This window comes from Martinezella sp. CNPSo 3959, assembly GCF_057784355.1.
On record NZ_JBXSOV010000005.1, the window covers coordinates 40,514 to 66,602 of the forward strand.

General features: G+C 59.6%; 2 protein-coding genes. Both read left to right on the plus strand.

Features of this window, described 5'->3' with window-relative positions:
• The first annotated feature begins 188 nt into the window (after nt 1-188).
• Nucleotides 189-13,907, plus strand: coding sequence for an SDR family NAD(P)-dependent oxidoreductase (locus AC13RE_RS14065; protein ID WP_488563366.1), 13,719 nt, complete (start codon nt 189-191; stop codon nt 13,905-13,907).
• A complete protein-coding gene (locus AC13RE_RS14070) occupies nt 13,894-26,085 on the plus strand; it encodes an SDR family NAD(P)-dependent oxidoreductase (RefSeq protein WP_488563367.1) in 12,192 nt (4,063 codons plus the stop codon). The genes AC13RE_RS14065 and AC13RE_RS14070 overlap by 14 nt, the downstream gene beginning before the upstream one ends.
• Nucleotides 26,086-26,089: the final 4 nt, after the last annotated feature.

The following is a 26,089-nucleotide window of genomic DNA, read 5'->3' on the forward strand; positions in this document are numbered from 1 at the left end:
TCGAAACATTGTCGGGCGATGAAAAGGAACAGCTTCTCGCCAGGGTCAAGTCTAACTCTTCGGGGAAGAGTGCCGAGACAAAAGCAAGGGCCGGTACTATCGATAACGACCTGTACTACGGTGGGTCGGCACCGCTCATTTTCCAAGAATATTGGCAGGAAGTGCCACTAGTTACCTCTGAAACAGAGGTGCATGTTCAAGCATCCCATGCCCGACGGACGATCGTCTTCTCGGATGAGAATTGGCTGAACGAGCCGCCAGTTGATGCAAGTGCCCGACTTGCCGGCGATATAATCTATGTTATCCGCGGCGACCGCTTTCAGAAACTTTCCGATCGTTTGTATTGTTGCCGGGCCAACGACGAAGTGCAGCTGCAAACATTGTTCCGTCGACTCGTCGGCGAGGCGGATAAGGCCTGGTCGGTCGTCTATGCCTGGTCGAAAGGCAAGGGCGAGGTTGGTATCCATGAACTGTTCACCTTGTTCAAAGCCGTAAAGCCATTCGCCGGCCAGATATCGCAGCTGACGCTGCTGGGACACTACGATCAACAGTCCCCGGATTCATGCTGGGACTACGCCTGGATCGGTTTTCAGCGCACTTTGAAACCGCATTATCCGACCACCGTCATTTCGATCGTCTACAGCGAGAATATTGCGATCGATTTGAAGCAGGCAATGGCACTTTCGGCTCGTGAAAGCATAGCGTGGTTCAGGGGCGAGCAAGCCTACCGGCTTTCGGTTCGGGCGGTTGAGATCGAGCAAAAGGCCCAAGCCGCTGCATTGAAACAATATGGCGGATATCTGATTACCGGCGGCTTGGGTGCGTTGGGCTTCGCCTTCGCCTGCTATCTGGCCAGCCATTATCAGGCAAAATTGATGCTCGTGGGACGGCGGCCACTTACCGATGCCATTCGAAAGCAGCTTGATGAGCTAAAACAGCTCGGGGCCTGCGAGGCGGTCTACGAAGCGGTAGATGTCCGCGACGAAGCCGCTCTGAAATCTCTGGCTCTGCGGCTGCCATTTCGGTTGACAGGCATAATCCACGCTGCTGGCGTCGAATCCGATAAGGCGTTTTTCGAGAAATCCGCCGCTGACGTTCGGCAGGTAATGGGACCAAAAACGATTGGGACGCTGTTACTGGATCAGGCGTTTGGCCAGCAGCCTTTGGATTTCATTTGCTATTTCTCATCGTCTGCTGCGCTGCTCGGGGATTTTGGCGGCTGCGACTATGCCATAGCCAACCGTTTTCAGATGGGTTACGGGGCGTATCGCGAGCAAAACGAGGCTTTGCCAGGAAAGACGATTGTCATCAACTGGCCCCTATGGGACGGCGCGGAAGGAGGAATGGGCGCTCGCAACAAGGAGCGAGCCGATTTCTATCTGAAGACGAGCGGTCAGAGAGCTTTATCTGCCCGATATGGCGTTCCTCTATGGTGCGATCTCGTGCAAGCCGGTTGCGCCCAGGCGCTGGTCATGATCGGCGATCCACGCCGGATAACGTCCTTGCTGCAACGCTTCTACGAAAAGGCGCCTCATCAGCAGGTTACCGTGAGCCGCGAGAAACCGGTTGCAGTCGCTTCGCAGCCCAGTGCCAAGAAGACGATGGATGTGCCTGATGACGAGCTGAAAGCAGTTGTCGCGGCGGATTTGAAAAGGCTGATTTCCGACGGTTACAAGATCGCGATCGACAGGCTGGAAGAGGGAGTTCATCTCGCCGAATATGGTCTGGACTCGATCAACCTGACCGAGCTTGCGCAACAGCTGACCGCACATTTCTTGATAGAGATCACGCCGGCGCTGTTTTTCAGCTACATCTCGATAGATCAGCTCAGCGATTATTTCGTCAACCAACACCGGGATCATCTGCAGGCATTTTATCGTTCGGCGCCGAAGATAGGTGGGATGCAGGATACGGACCTGCTTCATGCGGTTGCCGCCGCTCCGTCCGAAAGACTTCCGGTTCGCCAAGTTCACGCGCCGGCCGAGGACCAAAGGCAGCGACGGGAGCCTATCGCCATCATCGGCATGGCGGGTCGTTTTCCCGATGCCGATACGGTCGATGAATTATGGACGCTGCTGGCCGATGGCAGGGACGCTATCAAAGAGGTTCCTGAAAGCCGGTGGAACTGGCGCGATTATTTTATCGCCCCCGGCGATCCCGACAATAAAATTACGACCAACCGCGGCGGCTTCATCCGAGATATCGAGCATTTCGATCCACTGTTCTTCGATATCTCGCCCCGGGAAGCGCAAGATATGGACCCGGCGCAGCGATTGCTGCTGATGGAATGCTACCGGGCGATCGAGGATGCCGGCCTGTCGCCGCAATCAATCAGGGGATCGAGGACGGCTGTTTTCGTCGGCATGGAGGAAAGTCAGCACGAGATGCTGGTCGGGTGGCGCGGAATCACGACTGGCGGTGCCGCGATGATCGCCTCTCGTCTTTCCTACTTTCTGGATCTTCACGGTCCGGCGATTGTCACCAATACTGCCTGCTCCTCCGGCCTGGTCGCGCTGCACCAGGCCGCAATGAGCTTACGGCAGGGCGAATGCGATACGGCCCTCGTCGCAAGTGTTGCTCTGACACTCTCGCCTCACAGTTATGTCACCATGAGCCGCGCCGGTATGTTGTCATCCGACGGACAGTGCCGCAGCTTTGCCGCGAATGCCGATGGCATAGGCGTCGGGGAAGCCGTGGTATCGCTGATGCTGAAGCCGCTGGCGGCGGCGATTGCAGATGGAAACCCTATTCACGGCGTCCTGAAGGCCAGCGGCATCAATTTCGACGGCAAGACCAATGGTGTCACGGCCCCGAACGGCAAGATGCAGGCCGAGCTTGTCGGGCGGATCTATGCTGACCACAGGATCGACATCGACAATATCGGCCATATCGTCGCCCACGGCACCGGCACCAAGCTTGGAGATCCGGTCGAGCTGAATGCTTTGCATGATGCGTTCAAGATGCTGCGCGGCAGGAAAGAGCCGAGGGCAGAGCCCGGCAGTTGCGCCATTACGAGCTGTAAAGGCAATCTCGGCCACACGATGGCCGCTTCCGGGCTGGTCAGCGTTGTCAGCTTGCTGCAAAGCATGAGGCATAATCGAATACCGGCCAGCCTGCATTGCGAGGAGGAAAATCCTCATTTCAATCGAGCGAATGGTTCCTTCTACATCAACAAGTCCGTCCGGGAGTGGCATCGGACGCAAGGTAAACCTCGCCTGGGCGCCGTTAGCGCCTTTGGCCGCAGCGGGACCAATGCCCATGTGGTAATCGAGGAATATCTGCCTGCCGAACATATCGGAGAGCTCGCTTCTCGGCGCGACCAGCCCGCCAAAGTGGCCATTCTGCTATCGGCCCGCACGGCGGAGCAGCTACGGCAGAAGGCGAACGATCTCCTATACGCGATCAGCCGGCTGCAGGTGGGTGGCAATGACGGAAGCAAAGTGGAGCTAGCCGATGTCGCCTATACGCTGCAGACGGGCAGAGATGCCATGACCCATCGTCTGGGTCTCATCACTGCCTCCTTCGGTGAGTTGAAGGCAAAGCTGCGTGCCTATCTTGACGATGCAGGGGATGTCGCAGACCTCTTCCGAACGGATGCCAGACCCGATCCGCAGCGTGCCAGGGCTCTCGCTCGCGACAGCGGAACAATGGCAGCCGTCAAGGAATGGCTTGCCGATCGAAAGCTGTCGGAATTGCTGCAGCTTTGGGTCGATGGGCTCGATGTGGACTGGCAGCGCCTTTACGGCGACGATCGGCCGCGGCGCATCAGCCTGCCCGGCTATCCTTTTGCCGGAGAGACATACAGGCATGCGGTCGCTCCGATAGGCCGTGGCCATGCAGCCCGCGAAGGCGATAGGGATGAGACGTCTGGCGACGGCAAGATCGTCGTGTCGTCATCATCAGCCAAGCCTATTGCAGCGTCCGGTCAGCCCCCGCTGGTGATCATCGGCGGGGCGGGGCTATTCGGGCTCTGCATGGGCGTGTTTCTGAAGAAGGCCAACATTCCCTTCAGGATTATAGAGAAGAACGAGGATGTCGGCGGGGTCTGGTATGTCAATCGCTGGCCGGGATGCGGCTGCGATATTCCCATGCTGGCCTATGCCTATTCATTCGAGCATTTCACCGGCGACATCTGGGCCAAGCAGCCCGACATTCTGGAATATCTCCAGACGGTTGCACGCAAATACGATCTGTACTCCCACATCACCTTCAACAGGAAGATCAAAGAAGCCGACTGGCAAGAAGACTCCGGACAATGGCTGCTGACCTTCGAAAATGACGAAACGATAGCTGCCAAATATTATATTCATGCGGCGAATGAAGGTCAGGGTCACGTCGGCAACATCCCGAACATTCCGGGAATGAAGGAATTCCAAGGCTCCCTGATGCATGCGCTGGAATGCCGCGCAGACGATTGGGATTTCAAAGGCAAACGGATTGCCATCATCGGCAACGGCACGACACAAATACAGCTGGTGGAAGCGCTGCAGCCGATAGCAGAAAGGCTGGTCGTCTATGCCCGCTCACCCAAATACATCTATCCAAGAGCCACTTATGGTCGGCCAACCCAGCAGAAACTCGGCAGCGATTATCAATTCTGGCTGAAGCATCGAAGTGAATACCTGGCGACGGCCGATGAATTCTACGCCGTTTCCAACGATCCTGTTCAGCTCAATCCCTTCCATCCGGATACGCAGGTCGAGCGGTACTTCTCCCGCGACATGAATGAGGACTGGCGCTCGTTTTATCAGTGGCTGCGTGAGATCGATATGGTGCCGGATTACTCGCCCGGATGCAGCCGGCCCTGCATGTCGCACACCTATCATCGCCAGATCCGCGCCGACAATGTCGCGCTGAAAACCGTGCCTGCCGTGCGAATTACTGCCACCGGCATCGAGACGGAAAACGACGCGGAAGCCTTCGACATCATCCTGTTGGCCACCGGTTACGATCTCAACCAATTCAAGCCGAGGATCACGGTACGGGGACGCAACCAGCTGGAGCTCAACGACTATTTCGGCAACTTCCCCAAAAGCCATGCTGGCATCGCCGCGCCTCATTTTCCCAATTTCTTCCTGGGCTCAGGGCCGAATTCGGGCACCAATGCGACCTCGATCACGGCGATATATGAGCATAGCTGCGAGAACCTGCTGGAGATCATCCGCTACTGCGAAGCCAATCACGTGAAGTCCGTGGAGGCCAGGGAAGCCGAGGCCGAGAAATTCGTGGCGTTCGTCAGGGAAAGGAATCGGATGGGATCGTTCTCGAGCGGATGTTCGTCCTGGTATCAGACCAAACAGGGTGAGAATGTCGCGGTTTTCCCCGGCACGCTGGAAGAGCTGAAACAATGGCGCAACTTCAATCCGGAACAGTATCATTTCGAATATGACGGCAATGGCCTGAGAAAAGGCGTTGCGGCAGATTTGCGTCATCCGGAATCCGGCTCTCCCATTGTACAGCAGCAGCCCGCACACGAAATATCGACCGATCGTGCAGCCCGGCGACCGGATTTGCCCGTCGTCACCGGGCAAATGGCGATCGATCATGTACAAGGGGTCATCACGGAGAAGCTGTCCGCCGCACTGGAAATCGATCCGGACCTGATCGACTATGATGCATCCTTCGCGGATTACGGCATCGACTCGATCATGGGTGCGGAACTCGTCCAATCCGTCAACGCCATCCTCCGGGTCGAGCTCGAAACCAATCACTTGTTCGATTACGGCTCGGTCGAGAAGCTCAGCCATTATGTGCTGTCCGTCTGGGGCGCGGCGATTGCAGCGCAGTTAACGCAAACGCGGTACACGGCCGAGCAAGCGAAGATCGAAGGTATCCCGGCAGCTGCAGGCGCGACGGCGGATCGGGTGCATGGCTTCGCGCATGAGCCGATTGCCGTCATCGGCATGAGCGGTCGCTTCGCTGAATCGGAATCGGTCGATGCCTTCTGGGAAAATCTCAGGGACGGGAAGGACCTGGTCAAGGAGATATCCCGCTGGAACAAGAGCGAATGCATCAGTCCCGGCAGCACGGAAACCGCCTATTGCAGCAGGGGCAGCTTCGTGGATTCCGTCGATCTGTTCGATCCGGCATTCTTCAAGATCTCGCCGCTGGAGGCCATGTACATGGACCCGCAGCAGCGCATATTCCTGGAGGATTGCTGGACGGCGCTGGAATATGCCGGCTATGCCGGCAAGGGCATGGACAAGATGCGCTGCGGCGTTTTCGCCGGCTGCAGCCGCTCGGAATATGCCGAGTTCTTCTCCGATGAGCCGCCGGCGCAAGCCTTCTGGGGTAACGCGCCATCGGTGATCCCGGCGCGGATCGCTTATTATCTCAACCTTCTGGGACCGGCGATCTCGGTCGATACGGCCTGCTCCAGCTCGCTGGTCTCCATCCATCTGGCTTGCCAGAGCCTTTGGTCGCGCGAGACCGACATGGCGCTGGCCGGCGGCGTGTTCCTGCAGCTGAAGCCCGATTACCATCAGGTCACCAATCGTGCCGGCATGCTGTCTCTCGACGGCAAATGCCGCGCCTTCGATGCCGGCGCCAATGGCTTCGTGCCGGGCGAGGGCACCGGCGTCGTCGTCCTGAAGCGCTTGCAGGATGCATTGCGAGACGGGGACACCATTCATGGCGTGATCGCTGGCAGCGGCATGAACCAGGATGGCAGTACGAACGGGATCACCGCCCCGAGCGCGCAATCGCAGCAGCGGCTCGAGCTCTCCGTCTATGAGCAGTTCGATATCAACCCGGAAACTATTCAGCTCATCGAAGCGCATGGCACAGGCACGCGAATGGGCGACCCGGTCGAGTTCAAGGCGCTCACCGACGCGTTCCGGCAATATACCGACAGGAAGCAGTTCTGCGCGATCGGTTCGGTCAAAGCCAATATCGGCCACGCGACGCTCGCGGCCGGTATCGCCAGCGTTCTCAAGGTCCTGATGGCGCTGAAACATCGCCAGATTCCGGCCCTACTGCATTTCGAGAGGGCAAATCCCGCCATCGACTTCCCATCCAGCCCCTTTTATCCCTGCACGGAATTGTCGGACTGGCATGTGGCCGAGGGCGAGCGCCGGCGCGCCGCCATCAGCTCCTTCGGCATCAGCGGCACCAATGCCCATATGGTGATCGAGGAAATGCCCGAGACGCGCCCGGCGGCGATCGAGGCCCCGGGCTATTTGGTGGTGCTTTCCGCGCGCACGGCTGAACAGCTGAGGCAGCAGGTGGGCAATCTGCTGGCGTTTTGCCGGCAGACGCCCGACGTGTCGGTGAACGACATGAGCCACACCCTGTTTGTCGGCCGCATGCATCTTCCTCACCGCTTCGCCTGCATCGCCCGCAGTCCGGCGGAGTTGATGCAGTTGCTGGAGCAAGGGCTTGCGGTAACGGGAAAGCCCGCCCGTGACAGCCGGATTTATGCGGCCCTGCCGGAAGGCAAGGTCCGGGAGCAGGCATCGCTGAAGAAATACGGAAACCAGTGCATTCAGGAATGCAGGAATAGCTCCGACGACCTTCGCTATCTCGAACATCTCGCCACCATCGCGGAGCTCTATGTCCAGGGATACGAGCTGGACTTCCACGCATTGTTCGCGCCGGGCTCGAAGCGAATTGCCTTGCCCACCTATCCGTTCGCCAGAGAGCGGCATTGGGTGGATGCGGCGGTCGAGCCGCGTCCGGCGAAGGCCGCAATCGCAACCGAGGTCCTGCATCCGCTATTGCACAGCAACACCTCCGATCTGGCGCAGCAGCGCTACACCTCCGTCTTCACGGGCGAGGAGTTCTTCCTGAAAGATCACGAGATCAACGGGCGGAAAATCCTGCCGGCCGTGGCCTATCTGGAAATGGTGCGCGCCGCCGTCATTCAGGCCATGCCCGAGCGGCCGGAAGCCGCCGTTCTGGACCTGCGGGATACCGTCTGGCTGCAGCCGCTGGCGGTGGCGGCCAGCAAGAGTGTTTCCATCGATCTGTCCGTCATGCCGTCTCCGGATGGCCGCGAGCTCATCGGCTATGAGGTTTACAGCCTGGAGGCGGATGAGCGGATTGTCCACAGTCAGGGGAACGTGACCTTCGGCCATCAGACGGGATCGTCTCCCGCGGATATCCGCCAATTGCAAGCCGGAATGAGACCTGAACATATGACCGCCGACGATCTTTACGCGGCTTTCGCCCGAGCCGGCGTGAATTACGGGCCTGCTCATCAGGGGGTTGCCTCCATCCGGTTAGGGCACCAGCAATGCCTTGCCCGGCTGACCTTGCCTGCCGTGGTGGAAAACGACCATCGGGTTTACGAGCTGCATCCCAGCCTCATGGACAGCGCGCTGCAGGCTTCCGTCAATCTTCTCGCCGATCTCGCCGACGTTCCGAACCAGGTCTCGCTGCCCTTCGCACTGGAATCCCTGCGCGTGCTGGCGCCGTGCACCAGAGAGATGTTCGCTTGGGTGCGCTTCGCGGAGGGAAGCCAACCCAAGGACAAGGTAGCCAAACTGGATATTGATCTGATGGATCAGGACGGGCAGCTCTGCGCGCAGATCCGGGGGCTTTCGTTCAGGGCGCTCGGCTCCAGCCAGAATGCGGGCATAACCTCCGGACGCATGGGCAGCCTGCTTGCCGTGCCGGCATGGGAGCCGCGCCCGGCGCCGGCGGGCAATGCCGTCTGGAATGAACACCATGTCATTCTCTGCGAGATACCCGGCATCACGCCGGCCGATATTCAGAGACGCCTGCCTGACAGCCGTTGCGTGCTGCTTCAGGCCACGGAAGGCGAGGATGTCGCGGAGCGCTACAGCCGATACGCGCTGGCCTCCCTCGAACAGATCCAGAGCATCCTCAAGGGCAAGCCCCGAGGCAAGGTGCTCCTCCAGGTCGTCGTCCCCGATCATCCCGAGCGGATGGTGTTTGCCGGTCTGTCCGGCTTGTTGAAGTCGGCGGCGCTGGAAAATCCGCTGATCGCCGGTCAGCTGGTCGTTGTCGATCCCAAGGCCGGCGCCGAGGATCTGGCCGATCGCCTGCGCGAAAACCAGCGCGCCTCGTCAGGGACCGTCGCCCGCTATCGCGACGGCGTCCGGCATGTCTTGCGCTGGCGGGAGGAGCAGCCGGCGCAGGCGGGTATCGGCGTCGTGTTCCAGGATCAGGGCGTTTACCTGATCGTCGGGGGACTGGGCGGCCTGGGCACGATCTTCACCCGGGAGATCCTCAGGCAGGTTCCGAATGCTCAGGTTGTTCTGACCGGACGCGCGCCGTTGACGCAGGAACAGCGGATCGGGCTCGAGGCCCTGTCTCCCCGAAAGGATGCGATCGATTACAGGCAGCTGGATATTTGCGATGCCGAGCAGGTGACTGCCCTGCTGAGCGCCATTCAGGGCCAATACAAGCGCCTGAACGGCATTCTGCATTGCGCCGGAATGATCGCCGATCAATTCATCCTCACCAAGACCGCGGAGGAATTCCGCCGTGTTCTGGCGCCGAAAGTGACCGGCACCTGGCATCTCGATCAGGCGAGCCGACATCTCGATCTGGATTTCCTGGTGCTGTTCTCCTCGCAGGCATCAGCGATGGGCAGCATGGGCCAGGCCGATTATGCCGCCGCCAACGGCTTCATGGATCAATTCGCCGGCTACCGGAACGGGCTGGTGGCCAAGGGTGAAAGACGTGGGCGAACCCTGTCTGTCAATTGGCCTCTTTGGCAGAACGGTGGAATGACGGTGGACAAAGCCGCCCAGCGGCAAATCCGCGAGACGATCGGCATGCATCCGATGCGGACCGAGATCGGATTGCTGTCCTTCTACCAGAGCCTGAGCTCGGGCCATGCGCAGGTCGGCGTCATGGAGGGTGACCTGGCGTTGATCCGTCAGGTGCTGTTTGACAAAGAGATACCCGCGCGGCCGCCGCTCGCTGAAGCCGCGCCGGCACCGACACCGGCCATGTCGCCCGCGCCGACGACACTGCCTGCGTCCGACAGTCTGCAGGAGAAAATGCAGGATTTCCTTGGCAAGCAATTGTCAGCGCTCTTGAAGCTGCCGGCCTCGCGCATCGATCCGCAGGCGCCGCTGGAGCAATACGGGATCGATTCCATTCTGACGGTCAATCTGACCAATCAGCTAGAGAAGACCTTCGGGCCTCTGTCGAAGACGCTGCTGTTCGAATATCAGACCATTCGCGAACTGGCCGAATATTTTGTTAGCGCGCATGCCGACAAGCTGGCGGGATTGTTCGCGCCGGCGGATCGCCAGCCGGCCGAAAAGCAAGCCGAAAGCCGCACGGCGGCGGTCGCAACGCCCAATGTTTCGAAGAGAACACCACCGCCGTCGCTGTCGAGCAGACGTCCGCTGCAACAAGTTGCTCCGGCTGTGATCACCTCGCTCGCGGCCGTCACTGACGAGCCGATTGCCATCATCGGCTTGAGCGGCCGCTATCCGCAGGCCTTCGGTATCCGTGAATACTGGCAGAACCTGCGTGACGGGAAGGACTGCATCACGGAAGTGCCGAAGGAGCGCTGGGACTGGCGGGATTATTTCAGCGAAGACCGCAGCCAGATCGGATACCACTTCAGCAAATGGGGCGGCTTCATCGAGGGCGTCGATGAGTTCGATCCATTCTTCTTCAACATGTCGCCGAGGGAGGCCGAATATACCGATCCCCAGGAGCGGCTGTTCCTGCAGCATGCCTGGATGGCGGTCGAGGACGCGGGTTATACGCGGGCCGGCCTGCAGCTGGCCGAGGAGGAGGATCTGGCAGGGCAGGTCGGTGTCTATGTCGGCGTGATGTACGGGGAATATCAGCTCTTCGGGGCCGAAGCGAGCTTGCGCGGCAATCGCATGGGCTTCGCGGTCAGCCTGGCCAGCATCGCCAACCGCGTGTCCTATGTCCTCAACCTCCATGGTCCCAGCATGACGCTGGACACCATGTGCTCTTCCTCGCTGACGGCCATTCACCTGGCTTGCCAGGATCTCAAGCAGAGGCGAACCAGCCTGGCGATTGCCGGCGGCGTGAACACGACCGTTCACCCCAACAAATACCTGATGCTCAGCGCCGGACAATTCATCTCCAGCGAAGGACGGTGCCAGAGCTTCGGGGTTGGCGGCGACGGCTATATCCCCGCCGAAGGCGTCGGCGCCGTGGTGCTGAAGCGCTTGTCCGACGCGCAAAGGGATCAGGACCACATTTACGGCGTCATCAAGGGTAGCGCCCTCAATCATGGCGGCAAGACCAATGGCTACACGGTGCCCAATCCGCAGGCGCAAACCGCCGCGATCCGGCGCGCATTGGCGGAATCCGGCACCGATCCGCGGCATATCAGCTACATAGAAGCGCACGGCACCGGCACGAAGCTCGGCGATCCCATCGAGATTGCCGGACTGACCAAGGCATTCGGCCAGTTCACCAAGGATACCGGCTTCTGCTTCCTTGGCTCCGCCAAGTCCAACATTGGCCATGGTGAGTCGGCGGCGGGCATTGCCGGGCTGACAAAGGTCCTCCTGCAGATGAAACATCAGGAGATCGTTCCCTCGCTGCATTCGTCGGTATTGAATCCCAATATCGATTTCGATCGCACGCCCTTCGTGGTCAACCAGTCGCTGAGACATTGGGAAGCCCCGGTGATCGACGGCCGGCGGATACCCAGGATCGCCGGGATATCGTCGTTTGGCGCAGGCGGTTCCAACGCGCATCTCATCATCGAGGAGTATCTCGACGACCGCAGCGAGGGCCGTCAGGCTGCCGCGTCGCGGGATGCTGCAAGCGTGATCGTGCTGTCGGCGAAAAACGAGCCGCGCCTGCGGGAGGTGGCTGAAAATCTCCGAACGTTCATCGCGGACAATCCGACATTGGTTCTGTCTGACCTGGCCTATACGCTTCAGGTCGGCCGGGAAGCCATGGAGGAGCGGCTGGGCTTTCTGGCCAGTTCCCTCGAGCAGCTGTCGGATACGCTCCAGGCGTGGTTGGCCGACGAGCAGGGTTTGGAAGATCTCTGGCATGGGCAGGTCAAGCGAAACGACGAGACCATCGCGCTTTTCTCGGGCGATGCGGATCTGCGGGAAACCATCGATCGATGGATCGCGCAGGGGAAATATCCCAAGCTGCTCGAACTGTGGGTGAAGGGCCTCAACCCGGATTGGAGTAAGCTCTATGGCGAGGACAGACCTCATCGTATCAGTCTGCCCGCCTATCCTTTCGCACGTGATCGCTATTGGACGCCCGAAGGCAGTCTTGACTCCTCCGGGGACGTGAAATCCGGCGGGCAAGGCAGCTTGCTTGCGAAACTGCAGCACTCGATGTCGATCAAGGCATTCCCGACCGTCGACGGAACGGCGGTTGCCGGGATTACAAACACCAAGGACACAAAGCCGCAGGACACCGAAAGCTCGTCCTGGGATCAAGTCAGCTATCGTCCAGTGTGGAATGAACAGCCTGTCTCGCAGCCTGTCCGGCAGGATCGTCCAATCAGGCAAATTCTGCTCGTATATGGAGAAACCTCACTCCAGTTGGAAAAGGATATTCTGACGGAGTGCCGGAGAAGTCATCCTGACGCGAACATAGTCCAGATTCGTCTTGGTCAGGCAACACAGCGCGTTTCGGATACGGAGTGGACCTGCGATATCGATGATGCCGATGGCTTTCATATGTGCCTGAAGGATGCGCATACGCCCGACCGCATTTTCTTCCTAGCCGGGACCGGAACTTTAGCCGAGAAGGACGACCGGCAGATCCAGTATTCCGCCGTCAATGAAATCCAGCTGCTGCGCCTGGTGAAAGCACTGCAACAGTACAATAAGGCCGGCACGGCGGCCGATTGCTTCATCCTGACGCTGGACAACCATCAGCCGGATGACGCGCCGAGCGAGCCTGAAGGTGGCGGACTGTCGGGGCTGGCCTACGCGCTGGCTCAGGGAGACCGTCGCTTTCTGGTCCGAAACATCGACCTCACCCGCAGCGATTTCGCCGATGATGCGCTGCGGCGGGCGGCGTTGAAGATGATGCTCGACGAGGCGCCGTCCGACCGCGGAACGGTGATCAAGATCAAGGCGGGCCGCCGCTATCAGCAATCCTTCCTGAAATGGCAGTGGGACCCGGAAAACAGCTCGCCGGGATTGAGGGAAGGAGGCGTCTATCTGATCGCCGGCGGTTCTGGAACAGTCGGCCAGATCGTCACCCGCCACCTGATCGAACGGTATCGTGCCAAGGTGGTGTGGCTGGGCCGCACGGCGGAAACCGATCCGGCGCTGCAGGCGAAGCTGGCGGGCTTCCAGCCGCTGGGAGCATCTCCCTGGTACGTACAGGCGGATGTCACCGAGGCGGTTTCGCTGAGGCAAGCCATCGACAAGGTGAAGCAGAAATATCCGGTCCTGAACGGCGCGCTCTTTTCCAGTCTCGTGTTTCATCCCGAGAATTCGATCGCCGGAACGACCGAGCGGGAATTTACCGATATTCTGGACGTCAAGATCACCGGCAGCCGGCAATTTCACGCCGCGCTGCGAGACGAACCGCTGGACTTCCTGTGTTATTTCTCGTCGGTCCAGTCCTTCTCGTTCCTGTCCGCCAAGGACAGTGCCGGTTACGCGACCGGTATCACCTTTGCCGATGCGGCGGCCAGGTCGCAGCGCCATCAAAGCCGGTTCCCGGTCGGCATCATCAACTGGGGATATTGGGAAGCGACCGTAAAGGGGACGCCGCTTGAAGCGCCGCTATCCGCGAGATTCGGCCTGATCCAGGACGAGGTCGGCACGCGCTTCTTCGATCGGTTCATCAGCCAACTGCAGAGGGGCGGCGCGGACCAGCTGCTGTGCATGCCCGCATCGCAACCCCTGCAGGAGATGATGGGCCTGAGGCAGAACGAAGTCAGCTATCTCTCGTCGCAAGCGAATCCCTCTCTCTTTGCCCGTTTGAAGGAAGAATATTATGAGCAAGCTTAAGGTGGATATTCTCTCGAAGCCGAATCCCCTGGAGGAGCTGGATCAGTGGATATCGAAACGCTTGTTCTTGCAGATCCGTCAGCTGGGGGTTTTCACCGGACCGGACAATTCGTCCGGATCGGTCGAGGATCTCCGCGCGAAGGCCGGAGTGCTGGATAAATATGCCCGCTGGTGGAAGGAGTGCTGCCTGGAGATCCTGGAGCGGCATGGCTACGTGCGCCATGAGAACGGGCAGGTCGTATTTTCCGGCTATACGGCTTTCGATAGCCGCGACGCCGAACAGGCGTTCCTGGTATCGTGGGAAGCACGCAAGACGTCCTATCTTCAGGACCCGCAAAGCCGGGCGGTCGTTCGACTGATCGACGAATGCCTGCAGCATCTGCCGGACATCTTGCGCGGCGCCGTTTTGGCAACGGATATCATCTTCCCCAATGCGTCGCTCGACAAAGTCGAAGGTATATACAAGCACAACGAGCGGGCCGATTTTTTCAATATGCAGGTGGCGGAAACGGCAAAAGCCTATCTGGCCCTGCTGGTGGCCCAGCGCCCCGAAGGCGACATCCGCATCATCGAGATCGGCGCCGGCACCGGCGGGACGGCAGCCATCGTTCTTCCCCATATCGCCCAGTTTCAATCCCATATCCGCGAATATTGCTATACCGACATTTCCAACGCTTTCCTGGTGCATGGCAAGACACAGTATGGCGCCGACTATCCCTTTCTGGCGTGCAGGCTGTGGAATGTTGAAGAACCGCCCGCACAGCAGAATATCGATCTCGGAGCCTATGATGTCGTGATCGCGACCAATGTGCTGCATGCCACGAAGAATATCAGGGAGACCCTCCGCAATGCCAAGGCGGTGATGAAGAAGAACGGCATTCTGCTGCTCAACGAACTCACCGAGAAATCGCTCTTCGGCACGCTGACATTCGGTCTGCTGGATGGATGGTGGCGGTATGAGGATGAGGAATTGCGCATCCATGGCTCGCCTTTGCTCGATGTCGAAAGCTGGCGGTCCGTTTTGCGCCAGGAAGGTTTCGGCTCCATCTTCATCCCCGAACCGGACGCCGGGCGCCTCGGACAGCAGGTTCTGGTCGCCGAAAGCGACGGCGTTATTCGGCAAAGGGTCGCGCCGCATCAGGCAGAAGAAACGGCGATCAAGCGTCTGCCGGTCCACCAGCCAGAACCGCAACGGCAGCCCGCGCCGGTGAAAATTGCGGATAGGCCGGTTTCGCCCATCTCTGCAGCGGTTTCGGCCGCTGACATCGAAGTCCATGTCTTGAGCGCTCTGGCCGACGCGCTGAAGGTGTCAGGGGAGAGTATCAAGAAGGACGTACCCTTCGCCGACTACGGCGTCGATTCGATCCTGGGCGTGAACTTCGTCAACCGGCTCAAGGATGTCTTGGCGGTCTCGCTCAACACCGCCATCATTTTCGACTATTCGACCGTTGACCGCCTGACAAAATATATTCTGCAGAACCATCGGGACGAAATCGCCGAACGGCTCGTCCGGGCATCGGCACAAACGGCCGGACCGCATGACGACGCTCCCGTCGACAACGCACCGTACGACATGGATCAGGCAGCTTCCGCGACCTCCATACAGTCCGCGCCTTCAAGCGCTTGGGAGGAGCGAGCGCCTCAGGCGGATGTTTCGGAGACAACGGCGGCCGGCAACGCCGCAAGCCGGCCGGACGATATCGCGATCGTCGGCATATCCGGGCAATTTCCGGAGGCCGAGGACGTCGAAAGCTTTTGGCAAAACCTCATCGAGGGCCGCGACGGCGTCGTGGAATTGCCGGCCGAATACCTGGATCGAGAGCGATATTTCAGTGAGGTAAGGCAGTCCGGCAAGACCTATTGCCGATGGGGCGGGATTCTGAAGGACAGAGCCTCCTTCGACCCGCTATTCTTCTCTCTTTCGCCTCGCGAAGCCGAATCGATGAACCCGCATCAGCGCCTGATCCTCCAGGAAAGCTGGAAGGGGTTGGAGGATGCCGGATACGATCCGAAGACATTATCCGACCGGCAGGTAGGCGTCTTCGTCGGTGCCGAACCTGTGCGATACGCCTCGAGCAATTTCACCGGCGCCTCGGAGGCTCTGGTCGCCTCGCGCCTGTCGTATTACCTGAACCTCAAGGGGCCGGCGCTTGCCGTCAACACCGGCTGCTCGTCCTCGGGCGTTGCCATTCATCTGGCATGCGAAAGCCTGCGCAACCATGAAACGGACATGGCACTTGCGGGCGGCGTGCATGCGGCACTGGACCGCCTGGCGCTCGTCAGCACGTCTGAAATCGAAATGCTCTCCCCAAGAGGGCGTTGCCATACGTTGGATGCATCCGGCGATGGCACGGTCCTGTCGGAAGGGGTGGGGATAGTCGTCCTCAAGCGCCTCAACGACGCGGTTGCCGACAAGGATCATATCTATGGCGTGATCAAGGCTTCCGGCATCAATCAGGACGGCGCCAGCAACGGGATCACGGCGCCTAACGGTGCCGCGCAGGAAGAGCTGATCACCAGCGTCTACCAGCGCTACCAGATCAACCCGGCCGATATCGGCTATGTGGAACTGCATGGCACCGGCACGAGGCTTGGAGACCCGATCGAAGCGAATGCCCTGGTGCGTGCTTTCAAAAAGTTCACCGCAGACCAGGACTATTGCGGTTTGGGCAGCGCCAAATCCCATATCGGGCACGCCTCAGCGGCGGCGGGGGTCATTGGCCTGATCAAGGTGCTGCTGTCCATGAAGCATGGCCAATTGCCGGGATTGATGCACTTCAAGGAGCTCAATCCGTTGATCGATCTCAAGGGAACCGCTTTCAACGTCGTCAGCCAGACCAGGCCCTGGATTGCCAAGAATGGCAAGCGCCGGCTGGCTGCGCTCAATTCCTTCGGCCATAGCGGCACCAATGTGCATCTGGTGATCGAAGATTATCCACGACCGGACGTATCTGATGCTCATGACGGTCAGGTTCTGATCCCGCTTTCGGCAGCCAATGCTGATCGGCTGAAAGCCTATGCGCGCAAGCTCTTGGCGTTTGTCGGCAAAGACAACTTCGGCCCGGCCGAGCTGCAACGAACCGCCTATACGCTCCAGACCGGGCGCGAGATGATGAGGCACCGGGTCGCTTTCGTCGTCGGCACAGTGGCGGAACTGATCGAAAATCTCACCCGTTTCGTGAGCGCTGGAGAGAGTGCTGGCGATTTTCTCTATGCCGATATCAAGAATCCGCCCGCTCATCTGAAGCTGTCCCTGTCGGATGACGATGCCGGCGACATGATCCGGAAATGGACGGCGAAGCGGGAATTGAAGAAACTGGCGCAGATCTGGGTCGCAGGCGCCACGATGGATTGGCTGTCGCTTTACGACGGGCGCCGGCTGCAGCGGATGCCGCTGCCGACCTACCCGTTTGTCAAGGACAGGTACTGGCGGACCGCCGAAGATGCGCCGCAGCCGGTGGTGGCCGCCCCGCAACCGGCGGTGCTGCATCCGTTGCTGCACACGGATGTTTCGAGCGGCGACCGTCAAGGCTATCGTTCGACTTTCAGCGGCCAGGAACTCTTCCTGGCCGATCACAAGATACAGGGCAGGATCATTCTGCCGGGTGTCGCGCATCTGGAGCTTGTCCGAGCCGCGATCGAGCACGCCGCCGGCGCGCATGGCAACGGCCGGTTCGTTCAGCTGAAGAACGTCGTCTGGATACAGCCCATCGTCGTCGAAACGCCCAGGCAGATCAGTGTTGTCCTATCGTCCGCGCCGCAGGACCAGATCGACTTCGAGATTCATAGCCATGACGGGGAGCGCAAGACGGTTCATTGCCGTGGACGAGCTTCGACCGTCGCCGGGCCGCAACCGGATGCGCTGAGGCTGCAGGAGCAGCTCGCCCGGATGCGGCCGAGCGGCATCGACATGGAAGATTTCTATGCCGCGTTCCGGCGGGTTGAAATTTTCCACGGCCCATTTTACCGGGGCGTTACAGGCCTGTACCGTGACGACGCGCATGTTCTCGCCAAGCTGGCGTTGCCGGCAGTGGTCGCCGATAGCCAAGGCGATTACGTGCTGCATCCGAGCTTGATGGAAAGCGCTCTGCAGGCCGCCAGCCTGCTCATCGCCGACAGCAAGCAGCACGCGGGTGGTCCTTCGCTGCCCTTTGCCCTTGAATCCATCGATATCCATGGTGCGTGCACCAGCGAAATGTATGCATGGGTGCGCTACGCCTCCGATTACCCGCAGAATGGAAACGTCATCAAACTCGACGTCGATCTGACCGACATGCAGGGCCGCGTCCGCGTTCGCCTGCGGGGGTTTTCGTTCCGGCGTCTCGGCGAGGAGCCCGCGATACCATCGCAGTCGACCGACAAGGCCGCCGGCCTGATCCTCGCGCCGGCATGGCGTGCAGCATCGCCGGCCACCGGGCAGATGGCGCATTCCTATGCCCGGCGTCACCTCGTGCTCTGCGACATGCCAGAGGCGGATGCTGCGCAATTGCAGGCATCGCTGCCAGACGCGCGGTGCCAGGTTCTATCATCTTCGCAACATAATCTGGCGGAGCGTTTTACCCAGCACGCACTTGCCTGTTTCGAGCTGATCCGATCGGTCGCCGCTTCCAAGCCGGAAGGAAAAGTGCTCGTGCAGATCGTGGTTCCCAACGATGGGGAAAGCCGCGCTCTTGCTGGATTATCGGGACTGCTGAAAACGGCGGCGCTGGAGCACCCCTTCATATGCGGGCAGATCCTGCTGACGCCACCCGGCGTCGCGGCGCGGGATCTGGCAGAGCAGTTGCAGGCCGGCGCGGATGCGCCGCAGGACGTTGTGATCAAATATCGGCAGGGTCAGCGCCTGGTGCTGGACTGGGAAGAGGTACCGCCGCAGGGGACCTTGTCCAATATTCTGCTCAAGGATCAAGGCGTTTATCTCATCACAGGCGGATTTGGCGGCATCGGTCTGATCTTCGCCAGAGACATCCTCCGGCAGACGGCCAATGCCAGGGTGATATTGACCGGACGCAGCGCATTGAACCCCGAAAAGCAGGCGCAGTTGGCGGGGCTGCAGAGACAGTCTAACCGCATCGACTATCTGCAATCGGATGTTTCCGACATCGGGCAAGTCCGGGCGCTGGTCGAGCGGATCGGCAAGCAGTATCGGCAGCTTAACGGCATCATTCACAGCGCCGGCATCATTTCCGACGAGCTGATCGGCAAGAAAAGTGCAGCGGAATTCGAGAAGGTCCTCGCCGCCAAGGTGACCGGCACCGTCAATCTCGATTTGGCAACGCAGGATTTCGGCCTGGATTTCCTGGTGCTGTTTTCGTCCATGAGCGCCGTGTTCGGCAATCCCGGACAAGCCGACTACGCCACCGGCAATGCCTTCATGGATGCGTTCGCGGCCCACCGAAACGAGCTGGCAAATGAAGGGAAGCGGTCAGGCCGAACGCTCTCATTTAATTGGCCCCTCTGGGAAGAGGGCGGCATGGCCTTGAGCGACACGCATAAGGCCTTGATGCGGCAAACGATGGGAGCGTGGCCCTTGCCGACACCAGACGGTTTGACGGCTTTTTACCACGGACTCAATTCGGGCTACGGACAGCTGCTGGTGCTTTACGGCGCAACGGACAGGCTGAAGAAATTTGTTTCTCGTGGCGAAGCACCTCAACCAGTTCCTGCAGCCATCGCGGCTGGTGCGACAACGGAAAAGACCACCGGTAGGCCCGGCAGCCTGCATGATATCCAGAAGCTACTTGTCGAGGAGGTTGCCGGCGCGATCCAGCTTGCTCCCGATAAATTGGAGCTGGATGTCGAGTTCAGCCAATATGGGTTCGACTCCATCGTCCTGATGGATTTCGTGCGGGATCTGAACCAGAAATACGGGCTGGAGCTAATGCCCACCGTATTTTTCGAATATTCGACGATCAATGCTTTTGCAGCCTATCTTGATCGGGAACATCGCGACGTGCTGGCGCGACATTTGGCGATCGCCGCGGATGCCGAACCGCCGGCCGTATCCCAAGTCGTTCAGCCGGCCCGCTCTTCGCCCGCGGCAAATTTCGGCTTCGATCCGCATGCGCCCGCCGCTGCATCGGAATTCCCCGGACGCTTTCAGGATATCGCCATCATCGGCATGGACGGAACCTTCCCGGAAGCTGCAGGTGTCGATGCCTTTTGGGAGGCCATCAGAACCCGCAAGGACATGATGAAGGAAATTCCGCTGGATCATTGGGATTACAGGCCCTGGTTCGAAGAAGACAGGGAAATCGCGGACAAGACCTATTGCAAATGGGGCAGCTTCATCGACGGCGTCGATCGCTTCGATGCCGAATTCTTCAACATTTCGCCCAAGGAAGCGGAATGGATGGATCCGCAAATGCGGCTACTCTTGCAAAGCGTTTATCGCTGCGGCGAGGATGCCGGGCTCATCAACGAGATCCGTGGCAGCAAGACCGGCGTTTTCGTCGGGGCGTGCTCACATGATTACATGGATCGGATCGCCGAGTTGAATGGGCCTATCAACCCGCATCAGGGTGTCGGCAACGCGCCAACGGTGATCGCCAACCGCGTATCCTTCCTGTTGAACTTGACCGGCCCTAGTCTGGCCTTCAACACCGCCTGCTCCGCCTCGCTGGTCGCCCTGCACGAGGCCTGCCATTCGTTGCAGCGCCAGGAATGCCAGATGGCCTTCGTCGGCGGCGTGAATCTGCTGCTGTCCTCGCATCACTATCGATATTTCTCGAGCATCGGGGCCCTTTCTCCCACCGGCCGAAGCTATAGTTTCGATGCCAGGGCGGATGGCTATGTGCCCGGCGAAACGATCGCCAGCATATTGTTGAAGCCGCTTGCCCAGGCCGTCCGGGATGGTGACCGGATCTACGCCGTGGTCAAAGGATCGGCTGCCCTGCATGGCGGGTTCACGCCTTCGATCACCGCGCCCAGCGTGTCGGGAGAGAAGAATGTCATCGTTTCCGCCTGGAAGAACGCCGGAATAGATCCGTCGACCCTCGGCTATATCGAGGCGCACGGCACCGGCACCAAGCTTGGCGATCCAATCGAAGTCTCCGCGCTTACGCAGGCCTTCCAGGAATTCACGCCGCAGACCGCGTTTTGTGCGCTGGGATCGGCGAAGGCCCATCTTGGGCATACCGAAGGCTCGGCGGGAATCGTGGGCGTCATCAAGGTGATCGAGCAGATGCGTCACGGGGAAATCCCGGCCATGCCGTTCTACGAGGAGCTCAACCCCTATATCCAGCTTGGAAACTCCGCCCTCTACATCAATCGTGAGAATATCCGCTGGGAGGCGCCACGCAATCATCCGAGGCGTGCTGGCGTCAGTTCCTTCGGGTTTTCCGGCGTCTATGCCCATGTCGTGCTTGAGGAATATATCGACCATCGGCACGAGCAGCGCTCCCCATGGAAAGAGGACGGTGGTCCGAACCTGATCGTGCTGTCGGCGAAGACCAGAGACCGGCTCGACGCCAGGATCACCGATCTTCTCGATTTCCTCATGCAGGACGGCACGGCATCGCTAACGGAGATTGCCTACACCCTGCAGGTAGGGCGCGAGGCGATGAAGGAGCGCCTGGGCTTCGTGGCGTCTTCGAAGGAAGAACTTCAGCGGACGTTGCAGGCTTGCCTCGACGAGCAGAGGCAGCCTGACGGCGTTTACAGAGGAGTGGCGAAGGGAAACTTGCGTAGCCTCTCCAACGGGATCGGCGCCGAGGAACTGGACCGGCTGATCGGTCAATGGACGAACCCCGCGGCGTCGGCGGAATTGCTGCGATCATGGGTGAACGGTCAGCCTGTCGAGTGGGAGAGGCTCTACGGCGTGCCGAAACCGAGACGCGTCCGCCTGCCGGCCTATCCATTCGTCGGCGAACGCTACTGGTTGGAGCCGGTATCGGCCGATCGTCACCTCCCGCAAACTGTCTCCACGGCGCAAGCGCCTGTTCCATCCCCGGTACGCAAGCTCGAGCCCATACCGGCTGCCGGCCGGCCGGATCTGCAGCAGCATACGCTGGCTGTGCTTACGGGGCTGATTTCGGAAGCGACCAAGATTCCCGCGCACAGGATCGGCGCCGATGCCGATTTCGAGGAACTGGGGCTCGATTCGATCCTCATCGCCGCATTGAACAAGCAGCTGGAAAAATGGACGGGCAATACGGACGCTACGCTGTTCTTCAAGTACAAGACCCTCGCTTCGCTGGCCGACCATCTGAGCGTCAGGCACGCTGCCACTATCGAGGATGCGAGACCGGAAGGAACGCGGGCGACCACTCCGTCCGTTGTTGCTGCCGGGGCCGATCCAGTTCGCAGTCCTGCTGCTGACACCAAGCCGGCCGTATCCGTTTCACCGCAGCCCAGCCAACAGCCGTCGGCGGATGACGATATCGCAATCATTGGGATGAGCGGCCGATACCCGGGCGCCAAAGACCTGAAAACCTTCTGGCAGAACTTGTGCGAGGCAACCGACAGCATTGTCGAGATCCCAGAAGAGCGGTTCGACTATCGCCCGCTATTTCATTCGGAAAAAGGCCTACCGGGCAAGCTCTATTGCAAATGGGGCGGGTTCATCGACGACGTCGATCAGTTCGATGCCGGCTTTTTCAAACTCTCTCCCCAGGATGTCCGTTTCATGGATCCGCAGGAGCGAATTTTCCTCGAAACGGCCTGGGACTGCTTGGAAACGGCAGGGCATATCGGGCCGCAATGGCAGCGGAAGGCGCGAAATATCGGCGTTTTCGCCGGGGTTACATTCAACAATTATCAGCTGATCATGGCCGAAGCCGCTGAAGCCCCGGCGTATCTGGCAAATTCGCAAACCTTCTCCATCGCCAATCGGGTTTCGTATTTCTTCAACTTCACCGGCCCGAGCTTTACTGTCGATACCGCCTGCTCCTCGTCGCTGCTGGCTATTCACCAGGCGTGCGAGAGCCTTAAGCGCTCGGAATGTGAGCTCGCGCTGGCGGGTGGCGTCAATCTGTCGCTTCACCCCAGCAAGTATCTCACCCTTTGTGCCACCAGCTTCGCTTCCAGTGATGGCCGTTGCCATGCATTCGCCGCCAATGGCGACGGATATGTGCCGAGCGAAGGGGTCGGTGCAATCCTGCTGAAACCCTATCGGCAGGCGCTGGCAGATGGTGATCCCATTCTGGCGATCATCAAGGGAACCGGCGTAAGTCACGACGGCAAAACCCAGGGCTACACGGTGCCAAATCCGGTTGCTCAGTCCAAGGCTATCGAAGTCGCGCTTCGCCAGGCCGGCATTAGCCCGGAACATATCAGCTATGTCGAGGCCCATGGCACCGGCACGACGCTCGGCGACCCGATCGAGATCCAGGGGCTGATGGATGTCTATTCTCAGTACACCGACAGGACGCAATATTGCGCCATCGGCTCGGTGAAGTCGAATATCGGGCATGGCGAAGCTGCCGCCGGCATCGCGCAGCTCACGAAAACGGTCCTGCAGCTACAGCATAAGACGCTGGTACCTTCATTGCTGCATGATCGCCTAAACCCGAATATCGATTTCGAACGTACTGCGTTTTACGTGCAGCGGGAGAAAGCCGCCTGGGCTCAGCCGATAAATGAGGGGAAGGCTCATCCCCGATATGCCGGCATCAGCTCTTTCGGCGCAGGTGGAGTGAACGTCCACGTCATTCTCGAGGAGGCGCCCGAGCAGAGCGCTCCGTCCGAGGCGCTCGATCCCGGCAGGTCGCTGGTCATTCCGCTTTCGGCCCATATGCCGGAACAGTTACCACATCTGGCCGCCAATCTGTATCGCTGGTTGCTGGACGAGGCAGAGCATGATTGGCGGTTCGAGGAGATCGCCCATACTCTGCAAACCCGCCGCGCCTTGTTCCCCCATCGCCTTGCCTTCGTCGCGGCCGGGAAAACCGAGCTGCTGGCAGTCTTGAAGGCCTATCTCGAGCGCGATGGAGACGTGACTGCCGGACAGGATTGGTATGAAACCTCCGTTGGGCAAGGTAACGGCTTCGATCTCGATCTGAGTGCTGAGGAAGATCGGGATTATCTGCGCAGTTTGCTGAACAGAGGACGGCCCGAGAAATTGGCTCTCCTCTGGGTCAATGGCACCAATATACCCTGGGAAGACCTCCATGCTCGGGAGGCGGGCCTGCGATGCGTGCCGCTGCCGGCCTATGCTTTCGCCAAAAAGCGCTATTGGATCGGCCGGGATGTTCCGGAAAAGATGGATGCCAGCCCCGATCCGGTCCAGGATGGCGTGGCGGTCGAGACGCTGATCAGCGACGCCGTGTTCGACGTGCAATGGTTCGCAATGGCGCTGGATCGCGATCTGGTCCAGACCCAGATTCCCATTGGGAATCTCATGGTGATCTCGGAAGATCCGGCAATGTTCGAAACCCGCCAATGGGGTAGGGTGAGGATCCAGACCTGCCTCATCGGGGACGATGTTCAGCAAGGCGGGCAGTATGATGTCATCCTCGGCAGGCAAGGGCTTGACTATCGGGGCCTTCTGGAGCGGATTCGCTCTGGCGGCATCGGCTGCTTGGTTTATGTGCCATCCCGCATCGATATCGAAACCTGCAGTTACGAGGAGCTGGATCGGCATCTTCGCTGGGAAAGCCAGAAGCTGCATCGCTGGATGGCATTTTTGATCGGTAATCTAGTCGAAACGCCGCCGAAGGTGGTTTTCCTTTCCTTAGCGCAGCCTGCGGAGCAGGACCCTGTTCACGCGCTCCTATCCAAGTATTTCAGCTTCCTGCGCTACGAATATCCGGAATTCCAGGCATCCATCATCAAGGTGGATAGCCTGAGCCCAGCGATCATGGAGCAGGTCCTTGCCGAAATAGGAAGCCGAAGCGACGAAACGGAAGTGGCGTTTCAGGGACAGGAGCGTCAGGTCCAGCGATTGATCCCCATAGCACTCGCGGACCCCGAACGCGACTTCGACGCTTCCGGCTGCATGGTTATCTCCGGAGGTTTCGGCGGTATCGGCTTCAAGGTGCTGCAATGGCTGGTCGACAAAGGGACCACCGAGCTGATCGTCATCGGACGGAAGCCAGTGACGGCAATCCTGCAGCATCCCGATCTCGATGCTCCCATTTCCATCGAGGCGCTGACCGACAAACTCGGTAGGCAGGGCGTGATGTTACATTACATGCAAGTGGACATCGACCAGCCGGATCAACTTGCTGAGACCTTCGACAAGGTCAGGAAGAAGCTTCGGCAGCCGATAACCGGTGTTTTCCATCTCGCCGGGATTACTACGGATGCCATCCCGCTTTCCGATATGACAGAAGACAGGCTCATCGAGGTCATCAGTCCGAAGTTCGTCGGAGCTTATGCGTTGGATAGAGTCACGGCGGACGACCCCTTGCGCTACTTCTGCCTGTTTTCGTCCACCTCTTCGGTCGAGGGAATGCAGGTCAACGGTCTCGGGGCCTATGCTGCCGCCAACGCCTCGCTGGATGCAGTTGCGGCGTTGCGCCAGCGGCGGAACCAGCCTGTTCAGTTGATTCACTGGACCGACTGGGATGAGGTCGGTATGGCTGTTGCCCACGGCCATAAGGCGTTCATGGACGCTGTCGGCATCCACATGTTGTCCCCCTCCGCCGGCCTCGGTGTCCTGGAGGCCATGTTGATACGATCGATCCCTTCCAGCACGGTGTTCCATGTCGACTGGGAAAAGTTTTCCCGGATCAACCGAGCCATCCGCAAGCTGCCCTTCTTCGCGGAATATGTGCGGGCGATGGACCGGCGCCACGCTCCGCGGACCGGGAAAGCCGCATCTGTCGCAAATGGAGAAGCTGACAAGCCGATCGACATTGCAGCAATTTACCCCAACACGCCGGCCAGCCGCCAAGGTCATGCAAGCCGGGAGGCGCTGGTCGCCCGTCTAAGTGGAAAACTGGCTGCCATGATGGAGGTGAAGGCGGTTTCACCTGAGGCGAACCTATCCGATCTCGGCCTGGATTCGATAAATTCGATCCAGTATTTCAAGGAGGTGTCGGCGGAATTGGCGATGGATGTTTCTCCCTCCGTCACCTTCCGTTACCCGACGATTTCCAAACTGGCAGACTATTTGCTGTCTCAGATCCCGACACGGCATCTGGACGACGCTCCCGCCGAAGACGCTGATTTTTCAGTCGCGCGCCAGCTGCAGGCAGCGCTGCGGCGCTCTGAAAAATTGCTGACCAGCACCGAATGAAGGC

Bases quoted from the DNA above. Each gene is read 5' to 3' on its own strand.
- AC13RE_RS14070 (WP_488563367.1), top strand. From the start codon at position 13,894: ATGAGCAAGCTTAAGGTGGATATTCTCTCGAAGCCGAATCCCCTGGAG.